General features: G+C 71.8%; 12 protein-coding genes. 7 read left to right on the top strand and 5 right to left on the bottom strand.

Annotated elements, in window-relative coordinates; translation table 11 throughout:
• Window positions 1–11: 11 nt before the first annotated feature.
• The 3 genes from KBX53_RS07765 to KBX53_RS07755 all read right to left on the bottom strand — a co-directional run bounded on the left by KBX53_RS07765 (window position 12) and on the right by KBX53_RS07755 (window position 2,089).
• Window positions 12–860, bottom strand: coding sequence for an MBL fold metallo-hydrolase (locus tag KBX53_RS07765; protein WP_030329505.1), 849 nt, complete (start codon window positions 858–860; stop codon window positions 12–14).
• 77 nt (window positions 861–937) lie between these two features.
• Window positions 938–1,594 (bottom strand): TetR/AcrR family transcriptional regulator, encoded by a 657-nt coding sequence (locus KBX53_RS07760; RefSeq protein WP_030329507.1) that lies wholly within the window; start codon window positions 1,592–1,594, stop codon window positions 938–940.
• 96 nt (window positions 1,595–1,690) lie between these two features.
• Entirely contained in the window at window positions 1,691–2,089 is a 399-nt protein-coding gene (locus tag KBX53_RS07755; protein ID WP_210858287.1) for a VOC family protein, read from the bottom strand.
• A 99-nt stretch (window positions 2,090–2,188) separates the two neighbouring features.
• Between KBX53_RS07755 and KBX53_RS07750 the strand changes: the two genes are divergently transcribed.
• The 6 genes from KBX53_RS07750 to KBX53_RS07725 all read left to right on the top strand — a co-directional run bounded on the left by KBX53_RS07750 (window position 2,189) and on the right by KBX53_RS07725 (window position 9,530).
• On the top strand, window positions 2,189–3,145 hold the full coding sequence (locus KBX53_RS07750) for a YafY family protein (protein WP_309140728.1): 957 nt from the start codon (window positions 2,189–2,191) through the stop codon (window positions 3,143–3,145).
• A 195-nt stretch (window positions 3,146–3,340) separates the two neighbouring features.
• Window positions 3,341–4,507 (top strand): acyl-CoA dehydrogenase family protein, encoded by a 1,167-nt coding sequence (locus tag KBX53_RS07745; RefSeq protein ID WP_210858285.1) that lies wholly within the window; start codon window positions 3,341–3,343, stop codon window positions 4,505–4,507.
• On the top strand, window positions 4,497–5,711 hold the full coding sequence (locus KBX53_RS07740) for an acetyl-CoA C-acetyltransferase (RefSeq protein ID WP_210858283.1): 1,215 nt from the start codon (window positions 4,497–4,499) through the stop codon (window positions 5,709–5,711). The genes KBX53_RS07745 and KBX53_RS07740 overlap by 11 nt, the downstream gene beginning before the upstream one ends.
• A 14-nt stretch (window positions 5,712–5,725) precedes the next feature.
• Window positions 5,726–7,891, top strand: coding sequence for a 3-hydroxyacyl-CoA dehydrogenase NAD-binding domain-containing protein (locus KBX53_RS07735; protein WP_210858281.1), 2,166 nt, complete (start codon window positions 5,726–5,728; stop codon window positions 7,889–7,891).
• Window positions 7,888–9,105 (top strand): CaiB/BaiF CoA-transferase family protein, encoded by a 1,218-nt coding sequence (locus tag KBX53_RS07730; protein ID WP_309140727.1) that lies wholly within the window; start codon window positions 7,888–7,890, stop codon window positions 9,103–9,105. The genes KBX53_RS07735 and KBX53_RS07730 overlap by 4 nt, the downstream gene beginning before the upstream one ends.
• A gap of 14 nt (window positions 9,106–9,119) precedes the next feature.
• Complete coding sequence (locus tag KBX53_RS07725) at window positions 9,120–9,530, top strand: hypothetical protein (protein WP_210858279.1); 411 nt, start codon at window positions 9,120–9,122, stop codon at window positions 9,528–9,530.
• 116 nt (window positions 9,531–9,646) lie between these two features.
• Here KBX53_RS07725 and KBX53_RS07720 read toward each other — a convergent pair whose 3' ends face one another.
• A complete protein-coding gene (locus KBX53_RS07720; protein WP_309140726.1) occupies window positions 9,647–10,483 on the bottom strand; it encodes a cytochrome c oxidase assembly protein in 837 nt (278 codons plus the stop codon).
• Complete coding sequence (locus KBX53_RS07715; RefSeq protein WP_030329522.1) at window positions 10,480–10,989, bottom strand: DUF2243 domain-containing protein; 510 nt, start codon at window positions 10,987–10,989, stop codon at window positions 10,480–10,482. Before KBX53_RS07715 ends, KBX53_RS07720 begins: the two co-directional genes overlap by 4 nt.
• 316 nt (window positions 10,990–11,305) lie before the next feature.
• Here KBX53_RS07715 and KBX53_RS07710 point away from each other — a divergent pair, with 316 nt between their 5' ends.
• Window positions 11,306–12,565, top strand: a complete 1,260-nt coding sequence (locus KBX53_RS07710; RefSeq protein WP_210858277.1) for a DUF2786 domain-containing protein — start codon at window positions 11,306–11,308, stop codon at window positions 12,563–12,565.
• The last annotated feature ends 129 nt before the right edge of the window (window positions 12,566–12,694 follow it).

Below are 12,694 nucleotides of genomic sequence, written 5' to 3'. Positions count from 1 at the left end.
GCATTGTCACGTCACTTTCCGATCAGGCCGAGCGCCCCGTACCACAGCGGTCCCGGGTTCACCCAGTCCGGATAGAGCTCCATCATCGCGTCGAAGAACTCAAGGGCCGTCGACTTCTCCGCCAACAGCCGTTCCACGTTCAGCAGGTACCGCCGGGTCTCGTCGATGCTCGACGGGTCGTCGGGGCGGTTGCGGTTCTTGTGGCTGGCGACGACCGCCCGGGGCGCGAGGGCCTCGACGCGGTCGAGGGCCTTGAGCCACTCCCTCAGGCCACCGTTGACGGTTTCCAGCAGGTACTGGTGGACCCCGTTGTAGACGACGTCGCCGGCCACCACGAGACCGATCGACGGCACGTGCAGGACAGTGGTCTGGTCGCCGTCGGTGTGCCCGGTCTCGACCGGCTGGGCGACGTTGCCTTCGAGCAGGATTCCGCCGGGCGGCACCGGAATGGCATCGACGGGCGACTCCGGGATCAGCCCGGGGAAGACCTTGTCGAACACCTCTTGGCGCCCGACGGTGGCCTGCTGGTGCATGACCTCGATGGTCCCGGGCGTCGCGTAGGTGACGGCGTCGGGGAAGCGCTTGACCAGCTCGGGGGCACCGAACCAGTGGTCGCCGTGCCCGTGGGTGGCGTAGATGGCCGTCAGCCGCCTGCCCGACCGCTCGATCCAGTCTCCCGCCGTCGCGATCTGCTCGTGGGTGAACGGCGGGTCCACCAGCAGCGCCTCCTCGGCCCCCGAGATCAGGGTGGTGGCTGTCGGATTGAAGTGGATGGGCGAGCCGTCCGGCATGCGCTGCTCTCCGGCCCGGACCGGGCCGTCCAAGACCAGGACCTCGTAGGACAGGGCAGATGGGGACATGTCTCCTCCTCGGTGACGCGGGTCGCGACAGTCGGCGTACCCCCACCGACGAAATAAGCATAAGCCGTATGCCTATTTCACCCAGCCGTTTGCCGAGTCTTCTGCGTCACGCCCTCCCCCGCGATGACCTGCGGGATGACCTGCTCCACGATCGTCAGCAGCGTGGTGGTGAGCAGCAGGTGCACCTGGGCGCGGGTGAGCGCGTCACGCTGGAGCCACTCCCGGGCGGTCGAGATGGCCAGCCCGCAGTACGCCCGGACCATCCCCCGCAGCTCCTCGTGGTTCTCGGCCTCCTCGGCCAGCCCGACGGCGACCAGCATCCGATCCGCGGCGACCTCCTCGGCCTCGGCGAGCACCCGCTCCACATCGGCGTCGCCGCCCATCCCCCGGGCGGTGACCGCAGCCAGCCACGAGGTGCTGTGCCGGGACACCACGTCGAGGAACCAGGTGACGCTGGCCTCCACCCGGGTGCGGAGATCACCCTTGGGCAGCCGCTCCACTGCCACCTCGGGGATGGTCACCATCACCCGGACGACCTCCAGGTAGAGGTCCTTCTTCGCGCCGAAGTAGTGGTTGACCAGCCCTCGGGCGACACCCGCCTCGCGGGCGACGTCGGTGGTCGACACCTCCGCGTACGGGCGTTCGCCGAACAGCCGGACCGCGCAGGCCAGGATCTGCCCACGCCGGGCGTCCGGCTCCAACCGGCGGCGGCGCGGAGCCGTCTCGACACTCATCTGCCCGACCCTATCGACAGCTCACACCGCCGGCCTCGGCGTCGACGCCCTCCCGTCCCTCCTCGGAGCTGCCGGCCTCAAGGCCGCGCCGAGCGGTCAACGGCGGAACCTCTCGATCGCGGCCGGAGTCACCGGGGTGAAGAAGTTGACCAGGTTGCCGTCGGGGTCGCGGAAAAGCAGGGCTCGGTTACCCCAGGGCATGGTCGTGGGCTCGTTCACGAAGTCGTCCACCACGCTCTTCAGCTTCTCGTACAGCGCGTCGACGTCCTCCACGCGGAACTCGATGATCACGCTGCGGTTGTCGGCCGGACGGGCCGAGCCGGGCGCGAACAGTGCGACGGTGCGGGTGCTGCCGATCGCCAGCGTGCCGTGGGCGGTGCGCAATTCGGCGAAGTCCTCGTTGCCCCAGGTCGCCTGCACGCCGGTGATCTTCTCGTAGAAGCCGACCAGGCGGTTGATCTCGTCGGTGATGATGCGGATCGAGACGAAGTCCATGTCTTCTCCCTGCTCAAAGCGGTCGCTAAGGGTCCGTCGAGATCACGCTAGAGCGAATACTGGACAGATTTGGGCCAGTATTTTGATAAAGTTCGGACCGTGGCACGACCGACAGCGCAGGTACTCGCACTGCTGGAGCTCCTGCAGTCCGGCGGCGTCCGGACGATGGCCGAGCTTGCCGAGCGCCTCGGTGTCGAACCGCGCACGGTGCGGCGCTACGTGAGCCACCTGGTCGACCTGGACCTGCCGGTCGAGTCGGTGCGCGGTCGCTACGGCGGGTATCGGCTCGCCGCCGGCTATCGCCTGCCGCCGCTGATGTTCAACGACGACGAGGCCCTCGCCGTCCTCCTCGGCCTGATCGCCGGCCGCCGTGCCGGGTTGGCGACGGCAACGGACACGGCGGGCGAGACAGCCGCCGCGAAGATCCGTCGCGTCCTGCCGCCACGGACGGCGGACCGACTGGACGCCGCACTCCAGTCCCTCGCCTTCACCGCCGAACCCGGTGACTTCCCCGCGCCGCAGACCGAGGTACTGCTCGCCGTCGCCGAGGCGGTCCGCCATCACCGGCCGATCTCGGTGCAGTACACCTCGGGCGACGGCCGGCGCAGCGTCCGCGTGCTGCATCCGTTCGGACTGGTCAACCATGCCGGCCGGTGGTACGTCACCGGGGTCGATCCGGAGATCGGCGAGGAACGAACCCTTCGACTCGACCGCATCGCGGACGCGAGACCGCTGCCGGGCTCGTTCGAGCCGCCCGCCGGAAACGATCCGGCCGGGCACCTTCTCAACTCGATGGCACGAGCGCCGTACCCGCACGCGGTGTCGCTGCGGATACAAGGAACAGTTGAGCAGATCCGCAGGCGGCTACCGGCCAGCATCGCCGAGGTGCGAGAGGGCGCGGACGAAGGCTGGCAGGACGTGGAGATCCGGGCCGAGAGCCTGGTTGCCCGGCGTGCTCGCCGCGCTCGACCTGCCGTTCGTCATCGAACGCCCGGACGAACTCCGCGACCGCGTCGTCGCACTCGCCGAGCGGCTAGTGGCCTCGGCACGACGTGAGTCGCCCCGCAGCTAGCCGTCCGACACCGGAAGTTCCGCAATCTTGGACAGTTTCCGTCAGCTCGTAACGGAAACTGTCCAAGATCTCCTCGCCTCCGTTGATCGTTTGTCGAGTCCAGTCCGCCGGTCGGTCCGTGTGCCACCGCCGGTGATGGCTTATTGACATGCCGCCAACAGCGCGCGAGGGTGGTGCACATGCCGACTCCCCCGACCGACGGCTCCCCCTCACCCTGGCGCGAGCCGGAACACGACGACCTGGCCGAACTGGCCCGCACCTTCTTCACCAAGGAGGTGCTGCCGCACGCCGAACGCCTGCTGGCGCAGGGCCACCCGGACCGCGAGCACTACCGGCGCGCCGGCGAGCTGGGGCTGCTCGGCCTGTCCGTCCCCGAGGAGTACGGCGGCGGTGGCGGCGGATTCACCCACGAGGCCGTCATGCTGCACGAGCAGGCGTACACCGGGGAGAGCAGCCTCGGGCTGGCCGTCCACAGTGGCATCGTCACCGGCTACCTGGTGGCGTACGGCAGCGAGGAGCAGAAGCGACGCTGGCTGCCCGGCCTGTGCAGCGGTGAGCTGGTCGGCGCGATCGCGATGACCGAGCCGGACGGCGGCTCCGATCTGCAGGCGATGCGTACCCGGGCGGTCCGCGACGGCGACGACTACCTGGTCACCGGTGCGAAGACGTTCATCACCAACGGTGGCTTGGCCGACCTGATCATCGTTGCCGTGAAGACCGACCCCGAGCAGCGGGCGGCTGGCGTCTCGCTGCTGGTCTGCGAGGTGGGCGGCGACCCGCAGGGGTTCCGCCGAGGGCGACTGCTGTCCAAGATCGGGCTGCACGCGAACGACACCGCCGAGTTGTTCTTCGACGAGCTGCGGGTGCCGGCGGCCAACCTGCTCGGCGGCACCGAAGGGCTGGGCTTCGTCCAGCTCATGCAGCAACTCCCGCAGGAACGACTGGTCATCGGCGTCGGCGCGGTCGCCGCCATGGAACGCGCTGTCGCGCTGACCGTCGCGTACGCCAAGGAGCGCACCGCCTTCGGCAAGCCCCTGATGGGTCACCAGAACACCAGGATGGTGCTCGCCGAGTGCGCCACCCGCGCCCGGGTCAGCCGGGTCTTCCTGGACGACTGCATCGTCCGGCACGACCGGGGCGACCTGGACGTGTCCACTGCGGCCATGGCGAAGTCATGGCTCACCGACGGGCAGTGCGAGGTCGTCGACAGGTGCCTGCAGATCTTCGGTGGCTACGGCTACACCACCGAGTACCCGATCGCCCGGATGTACGCCGACGCCCGCGTCCAGAAGATCTACGGCGGCACCAACGAGATCATGAAGGAGTTGATCGCCCGTGCCCTCTGAGGCGTACGTCTATGACGCGGTCCGCACCCCGCGCGGACGCGGCCGGGACACCGGCGCGCTGCACGGGGTCAAACCGATCTCCCTGGTGGTCGGCCTGATCGACGCGTTGCGCGAGCGCAACCCCGGCCTGGACGTCGGTCGGCTGGAGGACCTGCTGCTCGGCATCGTGACCCCGGTCGGCGAGCAGGGCGGCGACCTGGCGCGGGCCGCCGCGCTGCTGGCCGGGCTACCCGACCAGGTGGGCGGGGTGCAGCTCAACCGGTTCTGCGCCTCCGGTTTGGAGGCGGTCAACTCCGCCGCCGCCCGGATCCGCTCCGGCTGGGAGCACCTGCTGCTGGCCGGCGGGGTGGAGTCGATGTCCCGGGTGCCGATGGGCTCCGACGGGGCGGCCTGGGCCACCGATCCGCAGACCGCGCTGGCCACGTCGTTCGTGCCGCAGGGCGTCAGCGCCGACCTGATCGCCACCCTGGAGGGCTTCACCCGCGACGACGTGGACGGCTACGCGCTGCGGTCGCAGGAGCGGGCCGCCAAGGCGATGGCCGGCGGATACTTCGCCCGCTCGCTGGTGCCGGTCCGCGACGGCAACGGCCTGGACATCCTCACCGTCGACGAGCACCCACGCCCGGAGACCACCCGGGAGGCGCTGGCCCGGCTCACCCCGTCCTTCGCCACCATGGGTGAGGCGGCCGGCTTCGACGCCGTCGCGTTGCAGAAGTTCCACTGGTTGGAGGCGATCGAGCACGTCCACCACGCCGGCAACTCGTCCGGCATCGTGGACGGCGCCGCGCTGGTGCTGATCGGGTCGGAGCAGGTGGGTCAGGATCTCGGCCTCACCCCGCGCGCCCGGATCGTCGGCGCGGCGGTCACCGGTGCCGACCCGACGCTGATGTTGACCGGCCCGATCCCGGCCACCCACAAGGCGCTCGCCGTGGCCGGGCTGACAGTCGACGACATCGACCTGTTCGAGATCAACGAGGCGTTCGCCGCGGTGGTCCTCAAGTACGTCCGCGACCTGGGCCTCGACCCGGACCAGGTGAACGTCAACGGCGGCGCGATCGCCCTCGGCCATCCGCTCGGCGCGACCGGAGCGATGCTGCTCGGCACCGCGTTGGACGAGTTGGAGCGCCGCGACCTGCGCCGCGCCGTGGTGACCCTCTGCATCGGCGGCGGCATGGGCGTCGCCACCGTTCTCGAACGCTGCTGACCCGGAGGACGACAATGACAAACACCATCCGGTACGACAGCGGCGCCGACGGCATCGTCACGCTCACCCTGGACGACCCCACCCAGTCCGCCAACACCATGAACCGGGCGTACGTCGCCTCGATGAGCGCGGCGCTCGACCGGTTGGAAGCCGAGCCCGATCTCGTCGGGGTCATCGTGACCAGTGCGAAGCCGACATTCTTCGCCGGCGGCGACCTGCCGGAGATGATCCGGGCCACCCGCGCCGACGCGCCAGCGCTGGCCGACCTGCTCGGCACCATCAAACGGGACCTGCGCCGCCTGGAGACGCTGGGCCGGCCGGTGGTCGCCGCTGTCAACGGCTCCGCGCTCGGCGGTGGCCTGGAGATCGCGCTCGCCTGCCACCACCGGATCGCGCTGGACGCGCCCGACAGCCGGCTCGGGCTGCCCGAGGTGACCCTGGGCCTGCTGCCCGGGGCCGGCGGCGTCACCCGGACGGTACGGATGCTCGGCCTGGCCGGTGCGCTGACCACCGTGCTGCTCACCGGCCGGCGGATGCGCCCGGCCGACGCCCTGGCCGCCGGGATCGTCGACGAGGTGGTGGCCACGCCGACGGAGCTGCTGGAGCGCGCACGGGCCTGGATCGCGGCCAACCCGCAGCCGAAGCAGCCGTGGGACCGCCCGGACTACCGGATGCCGGGCGGCACACCGTCCAGCCGGTCACTGGCCGCGCAGTTGCCGGCCTTCCCGGCGACCCTGCGCAAGCAGCTCAAGGGGGCCCGGCTACCGGCGCCCGAGGCGATCCTGGCCGCCGCCGTCGAGGGCGCACAGGTCGACCTGGAGACCGCCCTGACCGTGGAGACCCGGCACCTGATCGGCCTGCTCACCGGGCAGGTCGCCAAGAACATGATCGGTGCCTTCTTCTTCGACCTGAAGGCCGTCAACGGTGGCGCCGCCCGACCGGCCGACGTGGACGCCCCGCCGGTACGCCGGGTGGCGGTGCTCGGGGCCGGCATGATGGGCGCGGGCATCGCGTACGCCTGCGCCACCGCCGGGCTGGACGTCGTGGTCCGGGACGTCACGCCGGAGGCCGCCGGGCGGGCCCGCGAGCACGCCGAACGGCTGCTGGCCCGCAAGGTCCGTAAGGGCCGCGCCACAGAGGCGGAGGCCCGCGCCGTGCTGGGCCGGATCACCACCACCGACCAGGTGGACGCCCTCGCCGGCTGCGACGCGGTGATCGAGGCGGTCTTCGAGGACCCGGCGTTGAAACAGCAGGTCTTCGCCGAGGTGCTGCCCGTGCTGGCACCCGGCGCGCTGCTCGCCTCCAACACCTCCACCCTGCCGATCACCGGGCTGGCCGAGGGAGTGGACCGGCCGGCGGACTTCATCGGCATGCACTTCTTCTCCCCGGTCGACCGGATGCCGCTGCTGGAGATCGTGGTGGGCGAACGGACCGGGGACGTGGCGCTGGCCCGGGCGTTCGACCTGGGCCGACGGATCGGCAAGACCCCGATCGTGGTCAACGACGGCCGAGGCTTCTTCACCAGCCGGGTGATCGGCCGGTTCATGGACGAGGCGATCGGGATGGTCGCCGACGGTGTCCCCGCCGCGTCGGTGGAGCAGGCCGCCCTTCAGGCCGGCTACCCGACCGGGCCGCTGGCTCTGGCCGACGAGGTCAGCCTCACGCTGATCCAGCGGATCCGCCGCCAGTTCGAGGCGGCCAGCGACGAGTTCCGCCCGCTGCCGGCGCACCGCCTGGTGGACGAACTGGTCGACGCGTACGACCGGCCGGGGCGCGCCGCCGGACGCGGCTTCTATTCCTACGACGACGGCACCCGGGGACGGCTGTGGCCCGGTCTCGCCGACCTGATCACCGACGCGGGCCGGGCGGTGCCGTTCACCGACCTTCAGGAACGGATGCTCTTCGCCGAGGCGCTGGACGCGCTGCGCTGCCTCGACGAGGGAGTGTTGCGGACCGAGACCGACGCCAACATCGGCTCGATCTTCGGCATCGGCTTCCCGGCCTGGACGGGAGGGGTGATCCGCTACGTGCGGCAGTACGCGGGCGGCCCCGCCGGCTTCGCGGCCCGCGCCACCGAGTTGGCCGACCGCTACGGCGACCGGTTCACGCCCCCGACCGACCTGGTCGCCCGCCTCGCCGCCCCGACCGACCACCCCGCCGAACCGGTGGGCGTCGCGTGACGGCCTCCTGGCCGAGCCCCGGCGGTTCGGCTCCGACCGACGACCCGGGAGCCGCCGGGCACGACGGCCCGCGCACCGCGCCGGACGGCCCGACGCGCGGCGGTCCGCTCGCCGGGGTACGGGTGGTGGAGCTGGCCAGCCTCGCGCCGGCGCCGTTCGGGTGCATGGTGCTCGCCGACCTCGGCGCGGACGTGGTGCGGGTGGACCGGCCCGGCGCACCGGGTGCGGGCCGGCTGGCCGCACCGACCGGCGGCCCGTTGCAGCGCGGGCGGCGGGTCACCGCACTGGACCTGAAGTCCCCGACCGGGGTGGCGGACCTGCTGAACCTCGTCGAACGCGCGGACGTGCTGGTCGAGGCGTACCGGCCCGGGGTGGCCGAGCGGCTCGGCTTCGGCCCGCAGGTGTGCCAGGCCCGCAACCCCCGCCTGGTGTACGCGCGGATGACCGGCTGGGGGCAGGACGGCCCACTGGCCGCCCGAGCCGGGCACGACATCGACTACATCGCTGTCGCCGGGGCGTTGGAGCCGCTGGGCCGGGCCGGCGAACGCCCGTACGCGCCGATGAACCTGCTCGGCGACTTCGGCGGCGGCGGCATGCTGCTCGCCGTCGGTGTGCTGGCCGCGCTGCTGGAGCGGGAGCGCTCCGGCTTCGGTCAGGTGGTCGACGCGGCGATGGTGGACGGTTCGGCGCTGCTCACCTCGTTCCTGCACGGGCTGCTCGGCAGCGGCCTGTGGGCCGCGCCGCGCGGGCGCAACATGTTCGACGGCGGGGCGCCGTTCTACGACACGTACGCCACCGCCGACGGCGGATTCATGGCTGTCGGCGCGATGGAGCCGGCCTTCTACGCCGTACTCCTCACCGGCCTCGACCTCGCCGACGACCCGGACCTGCCGGCCCAGTACGACCCGAGCGGCTGGGACGAGCTGCGCCGCCGGTTCACCGCGCGGTTCGCCGAGCGGACCCGGGACGAGTGGACGGCGGTCTTCGCCGACCTGGATGCGTGCGTCGCGCCGGTGCTCGCCCCCGGTGAGGCGCACCAGCATCCACACAACGCCGCCCGGGGCACGTTCGTCGAGGTGGACGGCGAGATCCAACCGGCACCGGCACCCCGCTTCGACCGCACACCACCGAAACGGCCCACCCCAGCACCCGATCCACAGCGCGACGCGATGCCGGTCAAGGAAATCCTGACCACCTGGCCACACCACACCTGACAGCCAGGTGGTCGGTGAACCATTTCGACCCGTCGACAGGGGGCGCGTCGAGCCAAACACAGTGTGTAGCGACGTCTTATCCTTTGTGGGTGCTGCTCACCTATCTGGACGAGTCGTACACCGTTGAGTACGGCCCTCGACGAGGTCGCCGTCTACAACGGCGCAATAAGACCATCGGCGCCCAGGATGTGACGATCATCTTGCGCGGGGTCGACCGCTACGGCCTCGCGCCGTCGCACGCCTCGCGGCTGGTGCAGGCCGTGGATCTGGTGACCTTCCTGTATCGCCGGATGGTCAACGGCACAGGTCACGATCCAGGCGAGGCGGCGGCGAACGAAAAGCTCTGGTCCTGGGTCGAGCAGCGGCGGTACCACTCCTGGTGCTGGTCGCCCACAGCCCGCCAGATGCACGAAGGGCCCGCGTGAGCGGGCCCTTAAGGCGGTTGCGGGAACCCTCAAGCGAGAGCCTCCTGCACCACCCAGGTTAGCAGCGGGTTGTGCGCCACACACATACCACCACGGTGTTGATCAGGAGTGTGGTGTCAGGGCTCCGCCCGTGGCGACGCCAACCTCTTGATCGACGCGGGTGGCGACGGGCGGGTCCGGGGGCGACGGCAGTGGTACCAGGTGGCGAAGAGGGCCACGGCCAGGAGGAGTTCGGCCAGGTCACCGCCGTAGTACATGAGTTGGGCCGCCGAGCGGAACGCTTCCGGGTCCCGGTCGGTGAGGCCGGGCGGCAGGGTTTCGGCCTGGGCGTACAGGTACTTGGCCAGCACGGCGTGGCCGGCCGCGGCGGTCAGGAGCGCGCCGACCCGGACCGCCAGTGCGGGGCGACGCGGCGCCGGGTCCGGCCCGGCCAACGACCAGGCGAAGAGGTACCCGGCGGCCAGGTAGTGCAGGTGCACGCCATGGTGCAGGGCGGGGTGGCGTTCGGCCGCCGCGTACAGCGGGGTGAGCAGCACCAGCGCCAACCCGCCGGTGCTCAGCAGCGCGGCGGTGACCGGGTGGGCGAGCAGGTGCAGCGGGCGGGCACGCAGCAGCCGGCCCACCAGCCGGCGCATCGGCGCAGGTGCGACGTGCAGCAACAGCGTCACCGGGGCGCCGAGCACCAGCCCGAGCGGTGCCAGCATGCCGAGGAGCAGGTGTTGCGCCATGTGCCCGCGCGGGTCACCGGAGGTCTGGGCGAGCGGGCCGACGGCGAGCGCCAGCAGGGCGCAGCCGACCAGCCAGGCTGCGGTGCGCCGGTGGTCCCAACCCCGCGGGTCGCGGACGGCGGCCAACAGGTAGCCGCCCGCCAGCACGGCGACCGGGAACAGCGGGAGCCAGGCCGGCCCGGCCGCACCGTGCCCGGCGTGCGCCAGCGGCACGGCCACGGTCACCGAGGGCCGCCATCGGGCCGGACGGCTCGGGGGTCGCCGCCGGGCCGACGGGACCCGGCCCACCAGACGACAGCGACGCCGGCCAGCAGCAGCACCGCGCCGGCCAGGTTCCAGACCACGTCGTACGGCACCAGGTGGACGCCGTAGCGGATCTGGTGCAGCCGGAGCACCTTGTGGTCGACGATCCCGTCGAAGAGTTGGAATCCGCCGGCGCCGAGCAGGAAACCACCCCAGGCCAGCCGGCTCGACAGGGCGCCCCGCCGACGCAGGTCGGCGAACCAGAAGAACCCACCGACCAGGGCGATCACCTCGGCGGCGTGCAGCAGCCCGTCGGAGAGCAGCGCCACCGAGGGGGTGGAGCGATCGTAGAAGTGGTGCCAGGCGAGCAGCTGGTGGAAGACGATCTCGTCCACCGCCGCCATGATCGCGATGCCGATCAGGACGCCGACGAGAATGGAGGAACGCACGTCGGCGGTGCGTGCGCTTGGCAGGGGGAGATCGGCCACCACCACACCTCGCATCCGCGTCAGGCCGGCCTCAAATTACCCCGGACCAGACGAACCATGCCGGCGAAGCCGAGGACGGGCGACCGCGCGAGGAGTGATCAACACGGGTTTGGTGAAACTGGGGTGTCCGGCCGAGTGGCACACCGCGACTTCCAGGAAGCCGTGTTGATCAAGGTCGGGCGGACGGTCGGATGGCCGATGACCTCCCCGTTTCGCGACTCCCGGGCCACGGACGGCATGATCATGGAGCCTGGAGAGGCAGCGACGGCCGGAGCCCGAGGTGCAGCGACAGCGTGATCCCGAGAAGGAGGTGCCCGTGCCGGACGCTGACGAACTCGTCGCCAGTGCGCTCGCGGCGGTACGCGGCACTGACGTTCGGCACGCCGAACGGCAGCTGGACCACCTGATGGTCGGCACCGGCGTCGCGGACGGCACCACGGCTGTGGACGAGGCACTGCTGCGTCGCCTGCTCCGTGCTCTCGGCCGGCTGTGGCTGCGCGGGTGGCAGCCGGTCGACGTGGACCGGATCACCGGTCGGCGGCTCGACGCCCGGGCGGCCCGGCTGGTCCGCCACGCGATGGCGGTTCAGCGCCGCGACCAGGCCGAGCCGGTCCCGGCCTGGTGGGACGATCAGCTACGCGCGTTGGCGGCAACCACTGGTGACGACCGCAGCGTGCTGACCAGCTGGGCGGCCCGGGAAGGGCTGGACCGGGCGGACGCGCTCCGGACCGCAGTGGACACTCTCGCGCTGGTGGAGAGCCTGCCGCCGATCGCCGTGCTGCGCCCACCGCCGGGCACCAGCGGCGCGGCGCTGTCGCGCGCCGCCGGCACGGCTCGCAGCGGGTCACCGATGCTCGATCGGGTACGCGCGCTGCTGGCCAAGGCCGAGTCGACCACCTTTCCGGCGGAGGCGGAGGCGTTGACCGGTAAGGCCCAGGAGCTGATCGCCCGGCACAGCATCGACGAGGCGCTGCTGGCCGCCGGGGCGGAGAGCGGCGACCTGCCCGGCGGGGTGCGGCTGAGCACCGACACCCCGTACGCGGGCGCTAAGGCGCTGCTGGTGCAGGAGGTGGCGGCGGCGAACCGGTGCGAGGCGGTCTGGTCCGACGATCTCGGCTTCGCGACCGTGCTGGGCTGGCCCGCCGACCTGGTGGCGGTGGAGTTGCTCTACACGTCGCTGCTGGTCCAGGCCACTGCGGCGATGCTGCGCGGGCGCGCCGAGCGGCGGCCGGGGTCGGGGCGGCGGACGAAGGTCTGGGACGAGTCCTTCCTCAACGCGTTCGCGCTGCGGATCGGCGAGCGGCTGCGGACGGCCACCGAGGCGGCCACGGATGCGGCAACCGACGCGGACAAGGCAACGGCCGTGGCGGAACGGTTGTTGCCGGTGCTCGCGGCGCGGGGCGAGGCGGTCCGGGAGCGGCTGGACACGCTCTTCCCCGGGGTCACCCGGCGTCGGCTCAGCGTGCGCGACGCCGAGGGCTGGTCGTCCGGCACCTCGGCCGCCGACCGGGCGTCACTGGACGTCGGCGGCGGTCGGAAACCCCGGCAGGTGCCCGGTCGACCCGATCCGCGCTGAACGCTGCGGCGTGGGACCGCCCTCGGCGCCGGTTTCTGCGCTTTTCTTCGGTACGCGGTAGGGATCGGGGGAACGGCTCCGACCCTCCGGTGAGCCGCGCCCCGATCGGGGTGCGACCTGAGCCTGAGG

The organism is Micromonospora sp. M51, from assembly GCF_018070305.1.
GTDB classification, from domain to species: domain Bacteria; phylum Actinomycetota; class Actinomycetes; order Mycobacteriales; family Micromonosporaceae; genus Micromonospora; species Micromonospora parva.
Note: the sequence above shows the minus strand (reverse complement) of the source record. Positions and strands in the feature narration are given on the sequence as shown.